The sequence below is a fragment of the Flavobacteriales bacterium genome, assembly GCA_013214975.1.
GTDB lineage: Bacteria > Bacteroidota > Bacteroidia > DT-38 > DT-38 > DT-38.
In genome coordinates, this window is sequence record JABSPR010000020.1 from 1 (window position 1) to 25,980 (window position 25,980).

Below are 25,980 nucleotides of genomic sequence, written 5' to 3' on the forward strand. Positions count from 1 at the left end.
TAGGAGTTAGAAAGCATTGGGGAATTGAAAATAAAGTTCATTGGGTGCTCGATGTTGCTTTTAATGAGGATTTAAGTAGAAAAAGAACGGGGCATGCCGCAGAAAATTATTCGACAATTAACAGGATAGCACTGAACTTGCTAAAGAAGGATGACGCAAAGATTGGGGTTAAGGCAAAAAGAAAAATGGCAGGTTGGGATAACGAGTATTTACGTAAGGTTATGAAAAATTAGATGCGTTTGCCCTGTTAAATAGACCGAAATATTAAAGGAAATAGATAAATATGTTTTAACAACGCCGAGTTGATAACTTGAAGGTGTTAGTAATTCCATCCCTTCTTTAATAGCTAATTTTGGCTTATGATTCGTGCTATTATCGGAACAGCCCTTACGCTGTGTATTCTTTCGTTTAATCTTTTTCCAGATCAAGCCTTTGGTCAGAAAACTGAAGTGTTTCAAAGCGAGAATTATAAATTCAACGAAGCCAAAGTCCTTTTCGATCATAAAAAGTATGTGGTTGCTCAAAAAGGTTTTGAAAAAGCAATTAAGTCATACGGCGAGAATAATAATTCGCTTCAAAAACAAGAAGCTGAATATTATGAAGCATTGTGTGCTTACGAATTGTTTAATCGTGATGCCGAACAATTATTATTGGAGTTTTTAAATAGTCACCCCGAGAATCCTAAAGTTGAAAAGGTTCGGTTTATAATGGGATGCCTTAAATACCGTACTCGGAAATTTAAAGATGCAATTGCATGGTTTAGTAAGGTTGATGTTTTAAAGCTAAACAATGAAGAGATAGCAGAATACCATTTCAAAAAAGGGTACAGCTATTTCAAACAAAGAGATCATGAAAATGCGAAGGCGTCTTTCTTCGAAATTAAAAATGCCGATACCAAATACACACCGCTTGCCATTTATTATTACGGCCACCTTTCTTATATAGCCAAGAAGTATGAGACTGCGTTAATTGAATTTAAAAAATTAACCACGGATAAGCACTTCAAGAAAATTGTACCTTATTACATCACTCAAATTTATTACCTCCAAGAAAAATTTGATGACGTGCTTACTTATGCACCTAGGTTGCTTGATACATCGAAACCTAAAAGGTCGGCAGATATTTCGCGTTTAATCGCCGATTCGTATTATAAATCGGGAGATTATAAAAACGCAGCGCCTTATTTTGAGAAGTTTTTAAAGCTTACCAATAAAATAACTCGACAAGATTATTATCAATTGGGTTTTGCTTATTATAAAAATGCTCATTATAAAGAGGCCATCGTAAACTTTAAGAAATTGGTTTACGAAAAAGACAGTCTTACTCAGTTTAGTCATTACCATATGGCTGCTTGTTATATAAAATTAGATAACAAGAAGTTTGCTAGAAACTCTTTTAGTGCCTGTACTAAATTAAAATTTGATGATAAAATAAGGGAAGACGCCCTCTTTAACTTTGCGAAATTGTCGTACGAGCACAAATACAATCCTTTTCAAGAGGCGATATCTGCATTTCAAGACTTTATCGAACAATATCCTAAATCTACAAAGGTTACCAAGGCATACGAGTATATGGTTAGTGCTTATTTAACAACAAATAATTATAAGCTCGCATTACAATCATTAGAAAAAGTAAAGCAAGAAGTTAGAGATAAGGATATTAAACTTCAACAAGCCTATCAAATGTTGGCCTACAATAGAGGGATCGATCTTTATAATAACAATGAACTAAAAAAGTCGATTGTTCATTTTGAAAAGGCGCTCATATATCCGTTAGATAAATCGATTAACCTGAGAGCTCATTTTTGGAAAGCTGAAGCGCATTTTGCATTGGAGAGATATGAGGAGTGTATTAGCGAATACGAAGTGTTTTATAAAGTACCTGGTGCTGCCAGTTCTGACGAGTTTGTAAAAGCACATTACAACCAGGGTTATGCTTTCTTTCAGAAAAAAGATTACGCTTCGGCAATTTTAAGACTACGACAATTCACAAAGAAAGCAGATACGAACAACAGGCAGATTATTTCTGATGCTTATTTAAGGATAGGAGATAGCTATTTTATTGCTAAGGATGGACACAATGCAATTGATTACTATAATCTGGCATTACATTTTGGGATACAAGATGAAGCATATACTGTGTTTCAGAAATCGATGGCTCTTGGCATCCTAAGGAAATTTGATGAGAAAATAGCTTTGTTAGAATCGATGATAGGTAAATATGAAAAATCTATTTGGATTGATGATGTTAAATTTCAACTGGCGAGCAGCCTAATGATCATGAATAAAACAGAAGAGGCTCAATCGTATTTTGAAAAGGTTGTAGCGGAATACCCTACTAGTAGCTATGTGAAAAAGTCGTTGCTGAAAATAGCTGTAATCGATTTTAACAATAATAAAGACGACGAAGCAATTAAATTATATAAGCAAATAGCAGCTGATTATCCGGAAACGCCAGAAGCGAAGATTGCATTTGACGGAATTGAAAAGATCTATATAGCCAATAGTAATATTGATGGCTGGATGACTTATTTGAAAAACATAGGTAAAGACGTGCCTCCGTCAAGACTTGATTCTGCAACATATCATGCAGCAGAGAATGGATACATTGAAGGGGATTGTGAAAAGGCAATATTAGATTTTGGTAATTATCTATCGGGTTTCCCATCTGGTGTATTTATGTTGCAAGCTCAGTTTTATCGATCTGAATGCTTCGTGAGAAGGAGTGAGCTTGTAAAGGCATTAACAGGTTATACTTATGTTTTAAGTAGAGGGCGCACCAAGTTTTATGAAAAGGCATTGCGACGAAGCGCAGATATTAATATGGAATTGAAATACTTTAATGAAGCAAAAGATCAATACATCAGATTAGAGTCGATATCAGAATATCCAGAAAATGTACTAGCTGCTGTAATTGGCCAGATGCGGATAAACTTTAAATTGAAGGAGTACACCACTGCAATCGAAAAAGCGAGGGTTCTTTTAAGTGCCGAAAACGTAGATGATAAATTGGTTGAAGAATGCCATTTTGTAATTGCTAAATCGGCTTTTGCTTTAGAGGATCTTGTTACAGCAATTATCGAATTCAAACATGTAACGACTAAGTTTAAAACAGAAAAGGGTGCCGAAGCACAATACCATGTGGCATATATTCAGTATTTGCAAAACGAATTGGATTCTGCGGAAGCTTCTATAACAGAATTGGTATATCAAGTTCCTTCTTATGATTTCTGGATTTCGAAGGGGATGATATTGTTAGCAGAAATCTATGCAAAAAAAGACGACGCTTTTCAAGCTAAGCACATTTTACAAAGTATAATTGAAAAGTCACAGGATTCTGTATTGGTTTCGACAGCAGAAATTAGATTGTTAGAAATTGTTGAAGCAGAAGAACAAGCACGAATAGCAAAAGAGAAAGAGCTAGAGGAGAATAGAGAGAAAACAGAAATGGTAATCGATGAATCTGATGAGCAGGAACAAGAAGACGTAATCAAACCTGAAAAAGACAAGGACGGAGAAAAAGAGAAGGGTAAAGAAAAAGAGAAGAACAAAGAAAAGGTAGAGGACGAAAAAGAAAAAGTAGAAGAGGAGAATAGCGAAGAGAACAATGGTAAAGATGAAGAGTAACTTTGCATACATATTGCTGTTATTGTTATTGGTATCAATGTCTGATGTGCTATTGGCGCAGGAAAAGGCAAAAGATAAAGATGGGATAGGCAATGAAAATGTTATTATAGTGGTGGATTATGAAGCTATTATAACCGACGCCCAAAAATTCAATGATTATCCGTCGATAACGGATTCTTTGAAAACAATCGTAAACTTGAAATATGACTTCTTGAATAAGAAGAAAGATATTAAGGTAAAAGTAATGCCTATTCAAGCTGCAAGAATAGGAGGAGCTGGCCCCGTGGCGAAATTGTACAATGGTTTCGTACAACTTGCAGGAGGAAATCATGCCAGTGTGTTTTTGGATGCGAGTTATGCCAGTGTAAGAGATAAAAACTATTCGGTTGGTTCTAAATTGCATCATTTCTCTAGTAACGGCAAAGACTTTAATCAATTCAGTAATTCTAATGTAGAAGTATTTGGTAAAAAATTCATCAATAAAAAACATACCCTAAGTGGAGGGTTGGCTTATTCGATGGATGGATATGATTATTACAAGTCTAGGAATTTTGAAATGTTAGGGCTTGACGTTGATTTGAATCAACGATACAATCAATTTGGTGGTAATGTAGGTTTTAAAACGTTTCATGAAGATTCGGCTAAGTTAAACTTAGGTGTGAATATTGAATACATCAACTTTAGCAGCCTTTTAACAAATAACCTTAATAAATCTCTAGAAAATATAATTGATTTTGATGCTTACATGGTTACTCCAGTAACTTCGTCTGCAACCGGGAAAGTTTCGATAGGATTGAAATCGTATGGTTATAAATCGGAAGGAGATACTTCTGTTAATACAATTGTAAATGTAGATGCTGTTGCTGTGCTTACGCATGATAACATGAGAATGGAATTGGGAGGTAGGTTTTTTGTTGTGAGTCATCAAGGGGATGCTGCAAATATTAAAGTTTACCCGAAAGTGAATTTTAGTTACAACATTGTCGACAACATATTTATTCCTTATGTAGGCATTGCCGGTTCTGTTAAAAGAGCTGGTTATAAAGGGTCTGTTGATAATAATCCATTTGTATCACCAAATTTGGATTTAAGAAACTCCGAAGAGTTATTTGGATACATAGGGTTTAAGGGCACGTTAAGCTCAAGTATATCTTACGATGTACAAGGTTCTTGGAAAAAAACGAATACGAGAGCATTGTTTGTTCAAGATACTACGGATAACGCTTTCAACTATTTTAATTTGGTGTACGATACGGTTACCACATTATCCGCAAAGCTTGAATTGGGTTATGAAATTTCTAATAAATTGAAAATGTCTCAAAAAACAATTTACAACAGCTATCAGATGGATAATTTAAAGGCTGCTTGGCATTTACCGGTTTGGGATGTGTCTTTGATGTTGGAATATAAACTGAAAGACAAATTTAAGGCGCTTATAGAGGTTTATATGCTTGATGGGTTAATTGGTCGTGATTTTGATTTAGGTCAAGAGATACCACTCGAAATGGACGCTTTTGCTGATTTTAACTTAGGTGTCGAGTATAATTATTCTTCACGCCTTTCGGCTTTCTTACGACTGAATAACCTTTCTTCCAAGAAATACAATAGGTGGTATGGCTACCCTCGATTTGGTTTCAATGTACTAGGTGGATTCTCCTTCTCTTTTTAGGGTTTTTAAATAGTTGATAACCCTGCTCTAATTGTTAATAACAATATAGGTTTTAATGGAGTTTTCGACCGTTTAAGATACCCTGTTTTTTTATCTTTGTAAGAGTTTGAAATAAACATAATTCCTATCAATAAAAAATGAGTGATTCAACTAGTAAATCAGGTGATAATGCTGATTATTCAGCAGACAGTATACAAGTATTAGAAGGTCTAGAAGCAGTTAGAAAAAGACCTGCCATGTACATTGGCGATGTTGGAGTGAAAGGACTTCACCATTTGGTGTACGAAGTTGTAGATAACTCTATTGATGAGGCGCTTGCAGGACACTGTGACCATATTGAAGTTTTTATTAATGTGGACAACTCAATTACCGTTAAGGATAATGGTAGAGGGATTCCTACCGATATGCATGCTAAAGAAGGAAGATCTGCCTTAGAGGTGGTAATGACTGTTCTTCACGCAGGTGGTAAATTCGATAAAGACAGTTATAAAGTTTCTGGTGGATTACACGGGGTTGGTGTTTCTTGCGTGAATGCACTATCGATTGATATGAACGTTACAGTTCATAGAGGAGGAAAAGTATTTGAACAAAATTACAAGACTGGAAAGCCACAGGAGGATGTGAAAGAAATTGGTACTACAGGCAAGACTGGTACTCATGTTACTTTTATGCCAGATGATACAATTTTTGATAAAGTAGAGTATCAATTTGATACGCTTGCTGCAAGACTTCGTGAACTTGGTTACTTGAACAAAGGGATTACTTTAATTCTTACAGATTTAAGAAGAAAAGACGATGAAGGGAATGATATTACCACTACATTTTATTCGGAAGCAGGATTACCAGAATTTGTTTCTTTTTTAGATGCAACGCGTGAATCGTTAATAGAAGACGTAATCTGGATGTCGGGTGAGAAAAATGGGATTCCTGTTGAAGTTGCGATGCAATACAATAACACGTATAGTGAAAACCTGCATTCGTATGTAAATAACATCAATACACAGGAAGGTGGTACGCATTTAGCTGGTTTTAGAAGAGCATTAACCCGAACGTTAAAAAACTATGCGGATAAATCGGGTATGCTTAGTAAACTGAAAATCGAGATTGGTGGTGATGACTTTAGAGAAGGGTTAACTGCAATTATTTCGGTTAAAGTTGCAGAGCCTCAATTTGAAGGTCAAACCAAAACTAAATTGGGTAATTCAGAGGTGTCTGGAGCTGTTGATCAAGCGGTAAGTGAAATGCTTAATAATTACCTTGAAGAGCATCCAAATGAAGCTAAGGTGATAGTTCAGAAAATTATCATTGCTGCTACTGCAAGAAATGCTGCTAAGAAAGCTAGAGAGATGGTGCAGCGTAAAAGCGTACTTACGGGTTCTGGTTTACCAGGAAAGCTTTCTGATTGCTCTGAAAAAGATCCTTCGTTATGTGAGTTGTACCTTGTTGAGGGAGATTCGGCAGGTGGAACTGCAAAACAGGGTAGAGACAGAAGAACTCAAGCTATTTTACCGCTAAGAGGTAAGATTTTGAATGTGGAGAAAGCAATGCCACACAAAATTTATGAGAGCGAAGAGATTAAAAATATATTTACTGCTTTAGGTGTTTCCATCGGAACCGAGGAAGATAGTAAGGCTTTGAATCTCGCAAAATTGAGATATCACAAAATCATCATCATGTGTGATGCCGATGTTGATGGTAGTCACATCTCTACATTAATTATGACTTTCTTTTTCCGTTACATGAGAGACTTAATTGAAAATGGATATGTATACATTGCTACTCCGCCTTTATATTCGGTGAAGAAAGGTAAAGAGCTACAGTATTGCTGGAATGATGCTCAGCGTGACGAAATGGTTATGAAAATGTCTAAAGGCTCTACAAAAGAGGGGGGAGGTGTTCATATTCAACGTTACAAAGGTCTTGGTGAGATGACTGCAGAGCAATTGTGGTATACAACTATGGATCCTGAAGCAAGAACATTAAGACAAGTTACAATCGACAGTGGTTCTGAGGCAGATAGAATCTTCTCTATGCTTATGGGAGATGAAGTGCCACCAAGAAGAGAGTTTATTGAACAAAACGCCAAATACGCAAATATCGACGCATAACGTTAGGAGTCTTATTCGGTAAGGAACAAGGTTAAATGGGTTTAGCAATAGCTAAGCCCATTTTTTGCATGTAGTATGTTCCTTGCATCGTTATTATTGTAGAAAAATAAACTGATATCATAGAAAAATATTCTATCTTTACAATTAGTTACTAAGCGCTCAATAGTGCATTGAAAAGGGTTTTCGATAGTTTGCGCGTTTTGTAAGAGAAAGTAAAAATAAGACAGTAAATGAAGAAGTTAGATACGATCGATCTCAGAATCCTAGATTTATTGCAAATGGATGCGAGGATTACAAATAAGGAGCTTTCAGCAAAGCTTAGCTTATCTACAACTCCTGTTTTTGAGAGAGTGAAAAAGTTAGAGCGATTTGGTTACATCAAGGATTATGTTGCTTTAATTGATAGAAATAAACTAGATAAGAAAATAGTAACCTATATCTCTGTTTCGTTAAAGGAACATCGGCGAGATTTTGCATGGGAATTTGCTAAGCAAGTAATCACTTTTAATGAGGTGATGGAGTGTTATGTGATTTCTGGAAGATCTGATTACTTAATTAAGGTAATCGTTGAGGACATGACAGAATTTAGAGACTTTATGGAAAATAAAGTAGCAGGTATTGAGAATGTTGGAAAGGTAGAAACTGCTTTTGTAACAGCAGAAATTAAAGCTACAACAGCAATTCCTCTTAGTGGTTGGATGGACGCTGAAATGTTCGAAAAATCGAAAGGTGTTGATTATGATTTCTTTAATTTGGAGATAAATCCATTATAAGAAACCATCTATAAGAAAGTAAAAAAGGGATCGATTGATCCCTTTTTTTTTGGTCAGAAACCGAGCTTAATTAGTTTCCTGGTTATTATCATTCCTTAATGAGTTATTGATTACTCATAATTCTTACAGATCCTGGTACGTCTACTTGTACGCCATCTTCGCTAACAGCAGTTAATCGCCATAAGAAAGTGTTGTTGTGAGACGATAGGTTCTCTAATCCTGTTAATCCATCCCAGCTTTCGTCTGGATTGATTGTGGACCAGATTAACTTACCTGACGTATCGTGGATTTCTAATTTGTAATCTCTCACATTACTATTAGATAAATCTGGTTTAAAAGAGTCTAAAAAGCCATCACTATTTGGGCTAAATTGTCTAATAGCCGACACTATAAAGCCTTCTTGAATGTTTATTTTATACACCATCTCGCTCGAGCAGAGGTAATCATTAGTAGCTTTTAGAGTTACTGGGTATTCATCCTCCACTTCAAACAAGTTTTTAGGATTTTCTAAAGTTGAAGTGTTGCCATCCGCAAAGTCCCATGAATATTCTGTAGCTCCACCAGTAGTTAAGTTTTTAAACTGAATGCTGGAGTTGCTACTATTGCTTTCGAAAGTGAAACGTACTTGAGGTGTTGGGAATACATCAACGTTTTGCACGATTGCCGGACATGCTTTACGGTTATTAGGCATAATGATTAATGTTACCTTGCTATTACCACTTTGGTTAAACACGTGAGTAGGAGATGCATTGTTGTATGAATTTCCATCGCTAAATTTCCATAGGAATCTAGCTTCCGTATCATCTATGTTGATGTGGTAAGTTTTCTTCTCACCCTGACATAAATTTGTGTCCTCTAAATGTAGATCACAGATGTTTTTGTCGGCATTTACCGCATCTATAGCTACAGCAGGTGTGATGTTAGGTGATCTTTCAGGGCTAGGACTATTTGCAATCGCATCAGATTGTGTTTCGGTTGCAAGTGCTTTTTCTTCTTGAGAAATATAATTTGTTGAAGGAGTATTTACATCACTTAAAGAAGCGGTTTCTTTAGCTTCAGATTTATCCGAATCTGACGATATAGGTGTTTTGTTTGCTTTTAATAATTTTTCGGTACTAACTTCTTTGTATTGCGTAGCAACTGCAGCCGCGTGGCCCGAGTTCTTTTCGGGTTTCGCAGATTCGTTATTAGTAATAACTTCCTTAGCAACAATTGAATCCGTTTTAATGCTTGTCTCATCTGAAGATGACGAAAACATAATTGCACCAACAATTACTGCTGCACCTGCAATTGTGCTGATGTACTTAATCGTGTTGTTCCCTTTTTCAGGAGTGTCTTGAGCGTTTTTATCTAACGACTGTTCTACTCTGTCCCAAACTCCTTCATCATATGGAACTTCGATATTATCAAGGCCATCCTTAATAAATTTATCGAAAGAATCGTATGTGTTTCTACTATCCATTACTTTTTACTGCTAACTTTTCAAGGAAAACTTTCCTTAAATTAATTTTTGCTTTAGATAAATTAGATTTCGATGCGTTAACACTTATTCCTAATTGATCTGCTATTTCTTTATGCGAATACTCTTCTAATACGAACATATTGAAAACAGTTCGGTATGCCGGCGATAAATTTTGTATTTCAGCCATTACTTCCTGCATGTTAAACTGATTGAACATGCTAGTATCATCCTGTTCATTCCAGCTTTCTAAGTCCAGAATATCTGCTTCGTAATCCAGACTTTTAGATTTTATTTTGTTCTTACGGAAAAAGTCCACAGTTGTGTTCACTATTATTCTTCTTACCCAACCTTCAAAGGAGCCTTTGAAATTATATTTATGGACACTATCAAAAACTTTCAGAAAGCCATCATGTAAAATGTCTTTGGCTTCATCCTGGTCTTTCGAATATCTTAAGCAAACTCCCATCATCTTCTGGTAGTATAAAGTGTATATCTTTTTCTGGCAAACTCGATCTCCTGCGGCACATCCATTAATAGTGGATATAAGTTCTTTTTTCGCATTTTGATCAATTCCCATTTTGTGTTACAGATATAAGTCGTTCAATATGTCAAATGGTTGCCTTGTAATGTTAGTTATTTTTCATTGTAAAAATACACCTGCATTTTTAATTACATAAATAAAGACGGAAATAGTTGTACGAGGTTGCCTGTTGATACATGAATACTTCGTTTGTTTTTAATAAGGCCGTGTAACTATCCATGTAGTAGAGGTTTGTGTTGAAGGGGTCTGATTATATAACTCTTGTTATAATTTGAACGTATGATCTTCTTTATATACTTTAGCCCTCCTTAAAATATTAATGAATAATTTATTTTTTTTATGAAAGTAACTGTGGTAGGTGCTGGTAACGTTGGTGCAACATGCGCAAATGTAATAGCACACAAAGAATTAGCTAACGAAATAGTATTAGTAGATATTAAAGAAGGCCTTGCAGAAGGTAAATCTTTAGATATGTGGCAAACTGCTCCTATCAATATGTATGATTCGAGAATTATCGGTTCTACAAGTGATTATACCAAAACTGAAGGGTCTGATGTTGTTGTAATTACTTCAGGTATTCCTAGAAAACCAGGTATGACTAGAGATGATTTAATTTCTACAAATGCTGGTATTGTTAGAATGGTAACAGAAAATATCATTGCAGCTTCTCCTGATGCAATTATCATTATTGTATCAAACCCGTTAGATGTAATGACTTATTGTGCTTATTTATCTGCAAAAGTTGATTCTTCTAAAGTATTCGGGATGGCAGGTATTTTAGATACTGCTCGTTATAGAGCTTTCTTGGCCGAAGCGTTAGATGTTTCTCCTAAGGATATTCAAGCTGTGTTAATGGGTGGTCATGGAGATACAATGGTTCCTTTACCTCGCTATACTACTGTTGGTGGTATTCCAGTTGCAGAATTGATTAGTGAAGCAGAATTAGAAGCTATTGTAGATAGAACGAAAAAAGGTGGCGGAGAATTAGTTAACCTTATGGGAACATCTGCTTGGTATGCTCCAGGTGCTGCTGCTGCTCAAATGGTAGAAGCGATTGTTAGAGATCAAAAACGAATCTTCCCAGTTTGTGCATGGTTGCAAGGTGAGTATGGAATGAAAGACATCTACTTAGGCGTTCCTGTTAAATTAGGAAAGAATGGTATCGAAGAAATCATCGAATTAAAATTAAACGAAGCAGAAACTAAGTTGCTCGAAGAATCTGCTGTTGCAGTTCGTGAAGTAATGTCTGTTTTAGATAAGATGTAATAACGATCTTATAATAGTTAATTTAAATAAAAAAGGCTTCCATTGGAAGCCTTTTTTATTTAAATAAGATTAGTAAGGTATTAATCTGGATTAGTGAGATTGTCAGAATCTATATCCTTCGCAGTTCGAGAGCCAACTGCATAACGCAAGTGCAGCGGTTTACGTTTCTGTTTAACTGGGACTTATGGTATTTTGTCATTGTCAGGATCTGCATCACATGCAGTTCCTGAAAGCGTACTACATAATATAAGTGCCACTGTTTGTTCACCTCGCTTATTGGTGATTTCCTTTAAAGCAATTCCCGAAATGTTTTCGTACTCATATATGTGATCTACATATAATTTTAATTTGTTTTCATCTAATTCTGAAATTGTGCTATCGTAAAATACCCAATTGTAAACATTGGTATAAAGAGACAAGCTTGCATCTTTCATTACCAGCCAATTTGTGTCGGCATTAAATTCTAAAATTTCCGTGGGAACAGTGGCTGTACCATAAAAGAAAAAATCGTTACGGCTCAAGTCTTCAAACATTACCTTACCAGTGTAGTCTGTTGTTAAAAATTCATGGTAATTATCATCTAACCCACCTGGATACTCCGTTTTTCCACACGCCATTCTCACATAAGCACTATCAACAAGATTCGATGCATCAACCGTACCTTGATATACAGCAACTAATAACTTAGCCTTGCCGTCGTCACACTTTTTACATGCAGGAAGGATTACAATAGCTATAAGTCCAGCTAGTAATGCCCATTTGATTCCCCATTTAGTTGGATTTGCTTTCACGTTCATGTTTATTTGATTTCAGAGGGTTAAATATACAACATATTTACGTACTTGTCAATTCGAGATAAATGCAAATCAATGACAATTGCCTTGATAATGGTGTTGCATAATCTTCTAATCGCGAAATAAATGAATAATGCAGCATCTGTAATGACCATTGTATCATTAGTTGTTTTATATTTGCGGATTCCAAAAACCGAGTAAGTATTATTATAATGCAGAATAAGGCAGCAATTCAGATTTTTACAATCCTACTAGCAGTGGTTTGTATATACCATTTGTCATTTACGTGGGTAGTAAATAGTGTAGAGAACGATGCAAAAGCGTTCGCAAATGGAGATTCCCAAATAGAGTCCGATTACCTCGACTCAATGAAGAGTGTAGCGGTATATCCCATATTTGATCATACCTATGCAAAGTGTAAAACGAGTGAAATTAACTTAGGTCTCGATTTAAAAGGCGGAATGAATGTTACTTTAGAAGTATCAGTAGTTGATATTCTTAAAGCATTGGCAAATAAGAGCCAAGATGAAACATTTCAAAAAGCATTAGTAACAGCAACAAAACTTCAGGAAATAAGAGGAGACGATTATATTGTATTGTTTAAAGAAGCATTTGAACAGATTGATCCTCAGGCAAAATTAGCTTCACCTTCAATTTTTGGTACGAGAGAAATGCAAGGGCGTATCAAGTACGAAAGTACCAATGATGAAGTAATTGCAGTATTGCAAAGAGAAGTCGATGCGGCTATTATAAGATCATTCCTTGTGTTAAGAACAAGAATTGATAAGTTCGGAGTTTCTCAGCCGAATATTCAACGTTTAGGTACTTCAGGACGAATCCAAATCGAATTACCAGGAGTTAAAGATCCTGAAAGAGTTAGGAAATTGCTTCAAGGAACTGCAAAATTGGAATTCTGGGAGACGCATACTAATCAGGAAATATATCCATTTTTAGCAAAGGCTAATGATGAACTTGCGAGATATGGCAAGGCTGAAACTATTAAAGAAACTGGAGCAGACTCTTTACAAACAGGTAGTGAAACGGAATCAAACGGAAATGACGAAGAAACTGTAGAAGCAAAGTCTGATTCAACAGCGGTAGATTCATCAGAGAAATCGTTACTTGACCAAATTGCTAGTGGCGATGGTGGTACAGATGAAGATGCTACTTTGAGTGACGCCGATAGAGAAAAAAATAATCCGTTGTTTTATAAACTGTCAGCTAACGTAGGGCAGGATGAGCAAGGTCAGAAAGTATTAGTGCGTGGGCCTGCGGTTGGGATTTGCTTGATTAAAGATACTGCAGCGGTAAATGAAATGTTGAGAATGCCAAGAATTAAGGCAATCTTTCCAGCTACGGCTAAGTTTTTATGGGCTGTAAAACCTTTTGATGATAAAGGAAAAGCGCTAAGACTGTATGCTATGAAAGTTGTGGACAGAGAAGGGAATGCTCCATTAGGCGGTGACGTAATAAAAAGTGCAAGCGGACAGTACGATCAGCTTTCTTCGCAAGCGGAAGTTAGAATGGTAATGTCGCCAGAGGGTACTAAGATTTGGAAAAGGCTTACCAGGGATAATAAAGGCAAGAGTATCGCCATTGTTTTAGATAACCATGTTTACTCTGCTCCAAATGTAATTAATGAGATTCCTAATGGTATATCGTCAATTACAGGAGACTTTAGTAAAAATGAGGCAGACGATTTAGCGAATATACTTGAGGCTGGAAAGTTACCAGCTCCTACCAAAGTGGTTGAAGAGGCTATAGTTGGGCCTTCGTTAGGAGAAAAAGCAATCAACGATGGTGTAAGTTCTTTTGGAATAGCATTAATCATTGTGTTGTTATACATGATCTTTTATTATGGTAAAGCCGGTATAGCTTCAAATGTTGCTTTGTTTGCCAATATATTCTTCTTAATGGGTGTTCTGTCATCTGTTACTGCTGTATTAACATTGGCAGGAATTGCTGGTATCGTTTTAACAATTGGTATGTCGGTTGATGCAAACGTGCTCATCTATGAAAGGATCCGGGAGGAACTTGCCGCAGGAAAAGGCTTGCATTTGGCGATCTCCGACGGTTATAAAAAAGCATATTCGTCTATAATTGATGCGAACGTAACAACATTCTTAACAGGAGCGATACTATTTATATTCGGTTCGGGTCCAATTCAAGGATTCGCATTTACATTAATGGTAGGTATTGGAACTTCAATGTTCTCAGCAATCTTCATTACTCGAATGATCTTTACTTGGATGTTAGATAGGAATAAGGAAATTACCTTTTCAACGCGAATGACGGAAGGAGCCTTTAAGAATATTAAATTCTCATTCATAGGTAAACGAAAGCTTTACTATATGATTTCGGGAGTTGTTATTATTGCTGGATTAGCTTCAATGCTTGGAAGAGCCGAGCCGTTTGATTTAGGAGTTGATTTTAGTGGAGGTCGTTCTTATGTGATAGAATTCAAGAATGATGTAGCATCAGATGAAGTTAGTAAAGTTCTAACGGCAGACTTGATGAGTGCTCCTTCGGTTAAAACATTTGGTTCGGATAAAGTGATGAAAATTACTACCAAATATTTAATTAACGATGTTAGCGAAGATGTTGAGAAAACCGTTTTAACGAAAGTCTATAATGGTTTGTCTCCTATAATAGGTTCTGATGTTAGTTTCGAAACTTTTAAATCGGACTACTTGCAAAGCTCGCAAAAAGTTGGACCTACTATTGCTGATGATATTAAAGTAAAAGCTGTTTGGTCAATCGTATTCTCTTTAGTTATTATCTTCCTTTATATCTACGGTAGGTTTGGTTTTAAATGGCAATTGGGTATGGGTGCTTTGGTTGCGATATTCCATGATGTATTAGTTGTAATGTCGTGCTTCTCGTTATTGCACGGAATTATGCCATTTACAATGGAGATAGATCAAGCATTTATTGCAGCAATATTAACAGTTGTTGGTTATTCAATCAATGATACTGTGGTTGTGTTTGACAGAATTAGAGAGTACTTGGAATTGCATAAAAAGAAAGGCTTGTCAGACTTAATTGATAACGCGCTTAATGATACTTTAAGTAGAACTTTTAATACTTCGATTACAATCTTTGTTGTGTTGTTGGCCATCTTCTTGTTTGGCGGAGAAGTTATAAAAGGATTTTCTTTCGCACTACTTATTGGTGTTGTTGTTGGTACTTACTCTTCACTTTGTATTGCCACTCCAATTTATTACGAATTATCAAAGAAGAATTCTTAAATTTTGATTTATCTTGCAGGGATGCAATATCTGTTTTTTAGTTTTGGAGGAGGTGAGATATTCGTTATTCTTCTAATCGTTTTAATATTATTTGGATCTAAGAAGATTCCGGAGCTTGCTCGTGGAATTGGAAAAGGCATTCGTGAAGTAAAAGATGCCACCAATGATATTAAAAGAGAAATAGCTAAAGGAGCCGAAGAAAAAGATAATAACAAAAGCTAGAAGCTGCTTTGGGGAAGCGTTTTGATTCTCTTATAATCATTAATAATTTTACCTAAGAATGGATTACTTAATGTTGCTTGGCGGGCTCTGTTTGCTCGTAGCTAGTGGGGAGTTTCTTGTAAGAGGAGCTGTTTACTTGGCAAGCAAGATGAAAGTTTCTTCTCTAGTAATAGGGATGACCGTTGTTTCCTTTGGTACGTCAGCCCCCGAGTTACTTGTTAGTCTTGAAGCAGCCTTAAATGGCCACGCAGATATTTGTATTGGTAACATTGTAGGTTCTAATATTGCCAACCTTGCTCTTGTGCTAGGCTTAACAGCAATTGTTTTTCCTGTAGTGGTCGACAAAAATTCGGTTCGGGTAGATTGGCCTTTAATGTTCGGAGCAACATTACTATTTGTCTATTTTATTTCAGATTCTGTTTTAAGTCATACCGAGGGATGGATATTTGTCTTCCTAATTGTCTCCATTGTTTTGTGGATGATTTGGAAATCGAGGAAAGAACAAAAGGGCGAAGTAGAAGTTGAAAAAGCAGAAAGTGGTAAGAAAGAGATGTTGATTAACATATCATATCTTGCTGGAGCATTCGTTGGCTTGTACTTTGGTGCGGACTGGTTGGTGGAAGGGGCTGTTAATATTGCAGAGGACTTAGGTGTTGACGAGAAGCTTATCGGAGTAACTATAGTGTCGTTTGGAACGAGCTTACCAGAGTTGGTTACTTCTTTAGTTGCTGCATTTAGAAAAGAATCTGATATCTCGATTGGGAACTTGATTGGATCTAACCTGTTTAATATTCTAGCCATTCTAGGGATTACTGCAGCCGTTAAGGAAATAGATGTTTCTTTTGATGCATTTTTCTACGATGTATCGTGGATGGTTGGGATTTCAATATTGGTTTTTCCATTAATGATGAATAAAATGAGTCTATCCAGAATTAAAGGTTTCCTATTATTCGCCTGCTATTGTGGATTCATGACTTTTACGATTTGCAGAAGCGTAAACTTATTGTAAAATAAAATTATTCTTGAAAACAAGGGGGTAAGTTATAAAAAAATGGGTTTTTATAGCGATTTGTTGAAAAAAACAGGGGGTGTATCTTTGAAAATAGCTATTTCTTCAGATTTAACCGGATTGTATTAATATCTTTGTGCAAGTTGTTCTAATTAATCAATTTCATAAAAAATAAAGTTATGTCATCATTAAGATTTCGCGCAGTACAAGATATATTGGATAGAGAGCCCCTAATAATAGAGAATCAAGGAGAGTCGTTAGCAGAGCAGTTTGGAGCTAATGTATTCAATAAGGTATCTATGAAAAAACATCTTTCAAACGATATCTTTAAAAAAGTGAATCATTCCATAGCTGGAGGTAAAAGATTAGATAGAGAGATAGCTGGTCAAGTTGCAACGGGAATGAGAACTTGGGCAATGACAAAAGGTGCTACACATTACACACATTGGTTTCAACCTTTAACTGGATTAACTGCTGAAAAACACGATGGTTTTTTTGAAACAACTGGTGATGGTGAAGCAATTGATCACTTTGGTGGAGCACAATTGGTACAGCAAGAGCCAGATGCTTCTAGTTTCCCTAATGGTGGAATAAGAAATACTTTCGAAGCTCGTGGTTACACAGCATGGGATCCAACATCTCCGGCTTTTGTAATGGGCACAACGTTATGTATTCCTACTGTATTTGTTGCATATACAGGTGAAGCATTGGACTTTAAAACGCCATTACTTAAAACCATTTCTGCAATCGATAAAGCAGCAACCGATGTCTGTCAATATTTTGATAAAAAAACGTCAAAGGTTATTACTACTCTCGGTTGGGAGCAAGAATATTTTTTAATTGATTACGCACTTACAAATGCACGACCAGATATTATCCTTACTGGAAGAACATTATTTGGTCATTTGTCTTCGAAAGGTCAACAGTTAGACGATCATTATTTTGGATCGATCCCTGAAAGAGCTAAGGCGTTTATGGAAGACTTCGAATGTGAAGCTATTAGATTAGGAATACCTGTTAAAACAAGACACAATGAAGTAGCGCCTAATCAGTTTGAATGCGCTCCGATATTTGAAGAGTTAAACTTAGCTGTTGATCACAATCAATTGTTGATGGATGTTCTTGAGACTGTTGGGAGAAAGCATAAGTTTAAAGTATTGATGCATGAAAAACCTTTTGCTAATGTGAACGGTTCAGGTAAACACAATAACTGGTCGTTAGCAACTGATTCAGGTGAAAACTTATTGAGTCCAGGCAATACACCAAAAAGCAACCTTCGATTCTTAACATTCTTTGTAAATACAATTAAGGCAGTTCATGAGCACAGTGACCTGATAAGAGCATGTATTACAAGTGCTGGAAACGACCACCGATTAGGTGCTAACGAAGCTCCACCAGCAATTATGTCTGTATTTATTGGAACAGAATTAAGTGCAGTTTTGGATGAAGTAGAGAAAAGAGTCTCTGGTAATAAAATGTCAACAGAAGATAAGACACATTTAAAACTTGATATCGGAAAGATTCCAAGCATCCTATTAGATAATACAGACAGAAACAGAACATCTCCTTTTGCTTTTACAGGAAATAAATTTGAGTTAAGAGCAGTTGGTTCTCAAGCAAACTGTTCTTCATCAATGATTGTTTTAAATACCATCGTTGCAAAGCAATTACAAGAGTTTAAAAAATCGGTAGACGCATTAATTGCTAAAGGAACCAAAAAGGATGAAGCCATCTTGAAGATTTTGAAAAAGTATATAGTGGAGTCGAAAGCGATTCGTTTTGAAGGAAATGGCTATGGTGACGAATGGGTTAAAGAAGCTGAGAAAAGAGGTTTGGCTAATATTAAAACTACTCCACATGCCCTTGACGCCATGGTATCTGATAAAACTAAAAAGCTTTACACAGAGCTTGGGATTTTATCTGAAGTTGAATTAGAGGCGAGATATGAGATTGAACTTGAAAACTATAAATTAAAAATCCAGATAGAATCTAGGATGATTGGAGATTTAGCACTAAATCAAATTATCCCGACTGCAATCGAATATCAAAACTTGTTAGTGAACAACGTTAATGGGTTGAAAAACATAATGGGGACTAAGTTTAAAACAACTGCTGCAAGCCAATTAAGAACAATCGAAAAGATTTCTGCTCATATAACAGCAATTGAGGAAAATGTTGAATTAATGGTAGCCGCAAGAAAAAAGATTAATAAAATCGAAAATGCGAGTAAGTCAGCAAGAGGATACTGTGAAAAAGTAATTCCATTTTTTGAAGTAATTAGAAGTCACGTTGATAAATTGGAGGTTTTGGTAGATGACAAAATGTGGCCATTGCCAAAATATAGGGAGATGCTGTTTACTAAATAAGTGTTTCTTGTTTTCGTAGTTTGGCCTGTATTTGGGCGCTGATCGTAATTTTACGCAAATTATTATAATCCAATAGCAGGCATTCAATATCAATGAATTGTCAGTTATTGGGTTAGTTGTTAAAAAAATCGTTATTTTGGTCTACTATTTAACCAAAAATGATGAGCAAACATCTTATGAAATTTGTAAAACTTATATTTACAGCACTAGTGGTTGTATTGGTTTCAGTGAATTCATACTCACAAAGAAACTTTTCAAAAGAGGCGGATGAGGCATATAAAGCGTCGTCATATTCAGAAGCAATTGACCTATATAAAGTTGCATTTTCTAAAGCCAAGAAAAACAGAGTAGAAAAAGCTCGTATTATTTATCAGGTAGCTAATTGCTATCGGATGAAAAACGAGTACAAACAAGCTGAACTTTGGTTTCAAAAAGCCATTAATGCTAGGCATTTAGATCCTTATGCAAAATTGTATTTGGCTGATGCTAAAAAATACAATGGTAAGTACGAAGAAGCTCTTGTATGGTATCAGAAATTCGTTAAGAATTTACCCAATAGTCAAGACGGTAAAAATGGTATAGAGTCTTGTCAATTAGCAATGGAATGGATAGATACTCCATCAAACTATAATGTGGAAATAAGTAATGCATTTAATACTAAGTTTGATGACTTTTCGCCTGTTTATGCTAAGAAGGATTATAAAGTAGTATACTTTACTTCTGCAAGACCAAGTGCTGCAGGGCAAACAACTGATGGTTGGACAGGGCAGAGCTTTACGGATGTCCTTCAAGCCAATCAGGATAGAAAAGGTAAATGGGCAGAACCTGTTGTAATTGAAGGTGGAGTTAATTCGCCGTACAATGAGGGAGCAGTTGCATTTAATAAAAGATTTAGCAGCATTTATTTTACAAGATGTATAATTGATAAAGGAGCAGACATGGGGTGTCAAATTTATACTGCTGATAGAGAGGGTAAAAGTTGGGGAGCATCTTCAGAGATTAAACTTGCACATGATTCAATTAGAGTTGGACATCCATCAATGGCGCCAGACGATGTTACCTTATATTTCTCGGGTAATATGCCAGGAACACTTGGAGGGAAGGATATTTGGAAGTCTGTATATAACCCTAGTTCAAAAACTTGGTCGAAAGCAGAAAACTTAGGACCTACTATTAATACGAAAGGAGACGAAATGTATCCGTATATTAGAAGTAATGGAGATTTGTATTTTGCTTCGAATGGACATATTGGAATGGGTGGGTTAGATATCTTTCATTCTAAAGCAAAAGGCGGTGGATTCGGTGAGCCTGAAAATATGCAGTTTCCTATCAATTCATCTACCGATGATTTTGGAATTACGTTTCAAGGACGGAGAGAAGCAGGTATGTTTACATCTAATAGGCCTGGCGGAAGAGGCAAGGATGATATCTACGAATTTACAGTACCGCCTTTAGTTATTGTATTGGATGGTTATGTAAGAGATATGGAAACAAAAGAGATTATTCCTTACGCAATTGTTGAACTTCGAGGTTCTGATGGGTCTATATTAATAGATACAACAGGAGCTGATGCTTATTACAAATTTCCTCTATCAGAAGAAACGAGTTATGATATTGAAGGTAGAAAGAAAGGTTTCTTATCAGATTTTGCTCACGTAACGTCTGTAGGGGTGACAGTGTCATCAACACTTAAATCGGATAAAGATTTGTCCTTGATAAACATTGTAAAGCCAATCAACCTTCCAAACATCGAGTATGCATATGCTAAATGGGCATTACTAGATAAGTCTACAGAAGCATTGTTGGATTTGGTGAAAACATTAGTTGACCATCCGAATATTACAATTGAGTTAAGAGCACACACAGATTTTAGGGGATCGGCTACTAATAATAAAGTACTATCTCAAAAAAGAGCAAAAAGCGTTGTTGACTTCTTGAAAGAAAAGGGGATTTCTGCAGACAGATTAACGCCTAAAGGGTATGGCGAAAGCTCGCCTCGTAGAGTTTCTGAGTTCATGTCTAAGTCATGTTCCTTTGAAGCTGGTGATCTTTTAACAGAAAAGTTATTAGGGCCAAGAACAATGAAAGGTGATCCTAAATGGGAAGAAGGAATGCAGTTAAATAGACGAACTGAATTCTTTATCTTAAGAACAGATTACGTTCCTAAATAACTACATTTAGAACTACTTTAAAAAAGTTCAAAACTTAAAATATTTTTAATGAAAGCATCTCGTGTAATCGAGGTGCTTTTTTTATTTTTGCAACATGTCGGAAAAGTTGAAATATGAATTACGAGGAGTGTCTGCCTCAAAAGAAGATGTACATAACGCAATAGCAAATATTGATAAAGGTTTGTACCCAAGAGCATTTTGTAAAGTTATTCCCGACATCTTAGGTGGAGACGACGACTATTGTAATATAATGCATGCCGATGGTGCTGGAACCAAATCGTCTTTAGCATACGTTTACTGGAAGGAGACAGGCGATATAAGCGTTTGGAAGGGAATTGCACAAGATGCAATTGTAATGAACATAGACGACTTGCTTTGTGTTGGTGCTACTCAGAAAATATTGCTTTCGTCAACCATTGGTAGAAATAAAAATCTGATTCCGGGTGAAGTTATAGCGGCTATCATTAATGGTACAGAAGAGATTTTAGCAGAACTTAGAGAACAAGGAATAGATATTCATTCTACGGGTGGCGAAACAGCTGATTTAGGCGACTTGGTTAGAACTATTATTGTGGACTCTACTGTAACCTGTAGAATGAAGCGATCGGAAGTGATAACCAACGAGAAAATTGGAGCAGGAGATGTGATAGTTGGCTTGTCTTCATCAGGGCAATCTACTTACGAAAAGATTTATAATGGCGGAATGGGAAGTAATGGATTAACATCTGCCCGTCATGATGTTTTTAATAAGGCATTGGCCGAAAAGTATCCTGAAAGTTTCGATCCTCAAGTACCTAGCGATTTAGTTTATTCTGGTGGGATTTCTTTGGAAGATAAAGTTGATTTGACACCTTTAAATGCGGGTCAATTGGTGCTTTCTGCAACTAGAACCTATGCTCCGGTAATTCGTAAAATGCTTGATGAACATAGAGGAGATATAAGTGGAATGGTACATTGTAGTGGAGGAGCGCAAACCAAGATTCTTCACTTTATTGATAACCTGCACATAATTAAAGACAATATGTTTGATGTGCCACCATTATTTAAAATGATTCAGGAGCAATCTGGCACGCCATGGCAAGAGATGTACAAGGTTTTTAATATGGGGCACAGAATGGAAATTTACATTGGGCAGGAGCATGCACAAAGTATAATCGACATTTGTAAGAGTTTTGAAATCGATGCGCAAGTAATTGGTAGGGTTGAAAGTCATAATGCGAAAAAGGTAACCATCAAATCCGAATTGGGTACATTTGAATATTAATTCTAAGAGATATAATGTTAGATAAGCTAAGAACATTAAATGCAAAGTGGGGCGAATTGGAATTGCAAATTTCCGATCCAGAGATAATAACGGATCAAAAACGCTATGCGCAACTTAATAAAGAATATAAAGATCTTAACTGGGTAGGAGATGCTTTTAAGGAGTACGAAGACCTGTTGAGTAACATTGAAATGGCCAAAGATATTCTTAGCAATGAGAAGGATCCTGATTTTAAGGAAATGGCTAAGGAAGAACTAGAAGAGTACAAGGGTGCTTTTGAAAAGTTAGATGAAAAAATAAAACTCTTAATTATTCCCAAAGATCCTGCCGATGATAAAAATGCTTTGGTAGAAATTAGAGCTGGTACGGGTGGAGACGAAGCTAGTATTTTTGCTGGAGATTTATACCGAATGTATTCCAAATATTGTGATTCGAGAGGTTGGAAAATGGAATTGGTAGATACTTCTCATGGTACATCTGGAGGATATAAAGAGATTGTATTTAATGTTATAGGTGTGGATGTTTACGGGCAGATGAAATATGAATCAGGAGTTCATCGAGTTCAACGGGTACCACAAACAGAAACCCAAGGTAGGGTACATACTTCTGCTGCGTCTGTAGTTGTTTTACCGGAAGCAGATGAGTTTGACATCGACCTTAAACCTAACGATATTAGAAAGGACACCTACTGTTCATCTGGACCAGGTGGGCAATCTGTAAATACTACTTATTCGGCAATCAGACTTACTCACATTCCAACCGGAATTGTAGCACAATGCCAAGATCAAAAATCTCAATTGAAGAACTTTGATAAAGCGATGAAAGTGCTGAGAAGTAGAATCTACGAATTGGAGTACAATAAGTATATGGAAGAAATTAGCGGAAAAAGAAAAACGATGGTTTCTACTGGCGACCGTTCGGCTAAAATTAGGACATATAATTATGCCCAAGGCCGAGTAACAGATCATCGAATTGGTTTCTCTATGCATAACCTCCCAAACTTTATGAATGGAGATATCCAGGAGTTTATTGATGAATTACAATTAGCAGAGAACACCGAGAAGTTAAAAGAAAGCTCAGGAGAATAATAACGATATGAAACTAGACAGAGATACCCTTTTTCAGAGAATCAAGGAAAAGAAATCATTCCTATGTATTGGTCTTGATAGTGACTATGATAAAATTCCTGCGCACCTGCATAAATACGAAGATCCAATCTACGAATTCAATAAAAGCATCATTGATGCAACCAAAGATTTTTGTGTTGCCTACAAGCCTAATTTGGCCTTTTATGAGAGCACAGGTGCAGCAGGGTGGAAGAGCCTTGAGAAGACCATGGCTTACATTCCTAAAGATATATTTACAATAGCCGATGCCAAAAGAGGTGATATTGGAAACACTTCCAATAAATATGCAAAGGCATTTTTTAAAAGATTAAGTTTCGACTCAGTTACCGTCAATCCTTATATGGGAGAGGATGCAATTAGTCCTTATTTAAAATATGACAATAAATGGGTGGTTATTTTAGCACTTACCTCTAATAATAGCGCGAAGGATTTTCAAACGATTGCTGTGGAAGGAGGAAAACAGTTGTATGAACGTGTTCTTGAGATTTCCCAAAAATGGGGACACTTAGATAATACCATGTACGTTGTTGGAGCAACCAAAGCAAGCGAATTAGAAAATATTCGAAAAATTGTACCTGATCACTTTTTATTAGTACCAGGAGTTGGCTCACAAGGCGGCGACTTACAGGAAGTTTCAAAGTATGGTTTAAACGACAAATGTGGATTATTGGTAAACATGTCGAGGGGAGTTATCTTCGCTGGACAAGGAATGGAATTTGCAATAAAAGCAAAAGAAAAAGCACAAGAAGTTCAAAAAGAAATGGAGGCCATACTTACTGAACGTGGTCTAATATAAGCGCATAATACTCACCTTTCATGTCTCATCTCAATGCACGAAGAATTCATTTATTATCTATGGAAAAATCATTTCATAGATCGAAACTCACTAAAAACAAGTCAAAAGGAAGAAGTAATAATAATGTCTCCCGGAATAAGAAATGATGACGCCGGACCCGATTTTTCCCATGCTAAAATTAAAATTGGCGGAACTGTTTGGGCAGGAAACATAGAGATTCATGTAAAAGCTTCAGATTGGCGGGCTCACAAACATCATTTAAACGAGGCTTACGATAATGTAATTCTACATGTGGTTTACGATGCAGATAAAAAGATATTGCGAAGCAACGGAGGTGAAATTCCTACAATTGAAATCAAGAATAAATTCGATGAAAATTTATTCAAAAGCTTTCAAGCGCTAGAAAAAAGTAAAAAATGGATTCCTTGCCAAGACTTTGTTGCAAAGGTAAATCCGTTTATTGTAAACAATTGGCTCGAAAGGATGTTGGTTCATAGAATGGAGGATAAATCAAATTTGATTTTAGCCGACTTAGAACGAACAAAGAATAATTGGGAAGAAGTATTTTATGTACACTTGGCCAAAAACTTCGGATTTAAAGTAAACGCTTTGCCGTTTGAGCTTTTGGCTAAATCGGTTCCTCATAAATTTATTAGAGCCAACAGAAAAGAGACGTTTTTAATAGAAGCATGTTTATTTGGGCAGTCGGGATTTTTGGATGACTTTTTTACAGATGCATATCCAAACGATTTGATTAAGGAATACAGTCATTTGCAAAAGAAATACGATTTGCTTCCTCTTCAAAAATACTTGTGGAAATTTTCTCGGATGCGCCCAAATAATTTCCCCACAATAAGAATCTCTCAATTTGCTAATTTAATGTCGAAAGAAAAGGATCTTTTTAACACATTAATTTCGGAAGCCAGTGTTAAGAAAATCAGAAAAATATTTGACATAGAAGCATCTGCTTATTGGAGTGGGCATTTCACATTTGATAAAAAAGTGAAATGCGACAAGCCTAAAAGAATAGGCGAAAAATCAATCGATAATTTAATTATCAATACCATCGCCCCATTTTTATTTGTGTACGGCATAAAAAAAGGAAATGATGAGTTTAAGGAAAGAGCGTTAGACCTCCTTCAGAACGTGGATGTAGAAAAAAATTCGATTGTAGATAAAATGAAAGGACTGGGTATGAGAGCGGAATCTGCATTCGATAGTCAGGCCCTGCTTCAACTTAAGAAAGCGTATTGCAGTGAGAAAAAATGCTTAGATTGCGCTATAGGCAATCAAATAATAAATCACATGGATCATGATTGATAAGATTCAAGATATTTTTGAAAAAAGGGCGTTTGGAGTTTGTTCATGGATTGGTGACAGGCTTGGAATTGATTCGTCTAAAATTCGATTGTATTTTATCTACCTTTCATTTGTAACTTTGGGGTCTCCGTTAATTATATATCTCGTTTTCGCCTTTTTGTTAGATCATAAAAGTTTCTTTGGCAGAAGACGCAGAACATTTTGGGATCTATAAGTAA

General features: G+C 36.1%; 19 protein-coding genes. 16 read left to right on the plus strand and 3 right to left on the minus strand.

Annotation, left to right across the window (positions count from 1 at the left end):
* The 5 genes from HRT72_01300 to HRT72_01320 all read left to right on the plus strand — a co-directional run.
* Nucleotides 1-233, plus strand: a 233-nt coding sequence (locus HRT72_01300; protein ID NQY66352.1) for a transposase, incomplete at its 5' end; no start/stop codon positions are given.
* 126 nt (nt 234-359) lie between these two features.
* On the plus strand, nt 360-3,626 hold the full coding sequence (locus HRT72_01305) for a tetratricopeptide repeat protein (protein ID NQY66353.1): 3,267 nt from the start codon (nt 360-362) through the stop codon (nt 3,624-3,626).
* Nucleotides 3,616-5,295, plus strand: coding sequence for a TonB-dependent receptor (locus HRT72_01310; GenBank protein NQY66354.1), 1,680 nt, complete (start codon nt 3,616-3,618; stop codon nt 5,293-5,295). The genes HRT72_01305 and HRT72_01310 overlap by 11 nt, the downstream gene beginning before the upstream one ends.
* 137 nt (nt 5,296-5,432) lie before the next feature.
* Complete coding sequence (gene gyrB / locus HRT72_01315; protein NQY66355.1) at nt 5,433-7,403, plus strand: DNA topoisomerase (ATP-hydrolyzing) subunit B; 1,971 nt, start codon at nt 5,433-5,435, stop codon at nt 7,401-7,403.
* Nucleotides 7,404-7,633: 230 nt separating this feature from the next.
* The gene (locus tag HRT72_01320; protein ID NQY66356.1) at nt 7,634-8,176 is read left to right on the plus strand and encodes an Lrp/AsnC family transcriptional regulator; all 543 of its coding nucleotides are present in this window, start codon (nt 7,634-7,636) and stop codon (nt 8,174-8,176) included.
* Nucleotides 8,177-8,279: 103 nt separating this feature from the next.
* Here HRT72_01320 and HRT72_01325 read toward each other — a convergent pair whose 3' ends face one another.
* Nucleotides 8,280-9,638 carry a gliding motility-associated C-terminal domain-containing protein gene (locus HRT72_01325; protein NQY66357.1) on the minus strand — a complete coding sequence of 453 codons (1,359 nt, stop codon included), beginning with the start codon at nt 9,636-9,638 and terminating at the stop codon, nt 8,280-8,282.
* On the minus strand, nt 9,631-10,215 hold the full coding sequence (locus HRT72_01330; protein NQY66358.1) for a sigma-70 family RNA polymerase sigma factor: 585 nt from the start codon (nt 10,213-10,215) through the stop codon (nt 9,631-9,633). Before HRT72_01330 ends, HRT72_01325 begins: the two co-directional genes overlap by 8 nt.
* A 303-nt stretch (nt 10,216-10,518) precedes the next feature.
* Between HRT72_01330 and mdh the strand changes: the two genes are divergently transcribed.
* Entirely contained in the window at nt 10,519-11,445 is a 927-nt protein-coding gene (mdh, locus tag HRT72_01335; protein NQY66359.1) for a malate dehydrogenase, read from the plus strand.
* Between the two features lie 182 nt (nt 11,446-11,627).
* Here the strand turns inward: mdh and HRT72_01340 are convergent, their stop codons facing one another.
* Nucleotides 11,628-12,242, minus strand: coding sequence for a hypothetical protein (locus HRT72_01340; protein ID NQY66360.1), 615 nt, complete (start codon nt 12,240-12,242; stop codon nt 11,628-11,630).
* A gap of 209 nt (nt 12,243-12,451) precedes the next feature.
* Here HRT72_01340 and secDF point away from each other — a divergent pair, with 209 nt between their 5' ends.
* From secDF to HRT72_01390, 10 genes are all read left to right on the plus strand, one after another.
* A complete protein-coding gene (gene secDF / locus HRT72_01345) occupies nt 12,452-15,487 on the plus strand; it encodes a protein translocase subunit SecDF (GenBank protein NQY66361.1) in 3,036 nt (1,011 codons plus the stop codon).
* A 21-nt stretch (nt 15,488-15,508) separates the two neighbouring features.
* Complete coding sequence (locus HRT72_01350; GenBank protein ID NQY66362.1) at nt 15,509-15,709, plus strand: twin-arginine translocase TatA/TatE family subunit; 201 nt, start codon at nt 15,509-15,511, stop codon at nt 15,707-15,709.
* A gap of 58 nt (nt 15,710-15,767) precedes the next feature.
* Complete coding sequence (locus tag HRT72_01355) at nt 15,768-16,718, plus strand: calcium/sodium antiporter (GenBank protein NQY66363.1); 951 nt, start codon at nt 15,768-15,770, stop codon at nt 16,716-16,718.
* Nucleotides 16,719-16,897: 179 nt separating this feature from the next.
* Nucleotides 16,898-19,084 (plus strand): glutamine synthetase III, encoded by a 2,187-nt coding sequence (locus HRT72_01360; GenBank protein NQY66364.1) that lies wholly within the window; start codon nt 16,898-16,900, stop codon nt 19,082-19,084.
* Between the two features lie 176 nt (nt 19,085-19,260).
* Nucleotides 19,261-21,255, plus strand: coding sequence for an OmpA family protein (locus HRT72_01365; protein NQY66365.1), 1,995 nt, complete (start codon nt 19,261-19,263; stop codon nt 21,253-21,255).
* 94 nt (nt 21,256-21,349) lie between these two features.
* A complete protein-coding gene (locus HRT72_01370; GenBank protein NQY66366.1) occupies nt 21,350-22,519 on the plus strand; it encodes a phosphoribosylformylglycinamidine cyclo-ligase in 1,170 nt (389 codons plus the stop codon).
* Between the two features lie 14 nt (nt 22,520-22,533).
* The gene (gene prfA / locus HRT72_01375) at nt 22,534-23,607 is read left to right on the plus strand and encodes a peptide chain release factor 1 (GenBank protein ID NQY66367.1); all 1,074 of its coding nucleotides are present in this window, start codon (nt 22,534-22,536) and stop codon (nt 23,605-23,607) included.
* Nucleotides 23,608-23,614: 7 nt separating this feature from the next.
* Nucleotides 23,615-24,442 (plus strand): orotidine-5'-phosphate decarboxylase, encoded by an 828-nt coding sequence (gene pyrF, locus HRT72_01380; GenBank protein NQY66368.1) that lies wholly within the window; start codon nt 23,615-23,617, stop codon nt 24,440-24,442.
* 33 nt (nt 24,443-24,475) lie between these two features.
* Nucleotides 24,476-25,762, plus strand: a complete 1,287-nt coding sequence (locus HRT72_01385; GenBank protein ID NQY66369.1) for a DUF2851 family protein — start codon at nt 24,476-24,478, stop codon at nt 25,760-25,762.
* Complete coding sequence (locus HRT72_01390) at nt 25,758-25,976, plus strand: PspC domain-containing protein (GenBank protein ID NQY66370.1); 219 nt, start codon at nt 25,758-25,760, stop codon at nt 25,974-25,976. Before HRT72_01385 ends, HRT72_01390 begins: the two co-directional genes overlap by 5 nt.
* Nucleotides 25,977-25,980 lie beyond the last annotated feature (4 nt).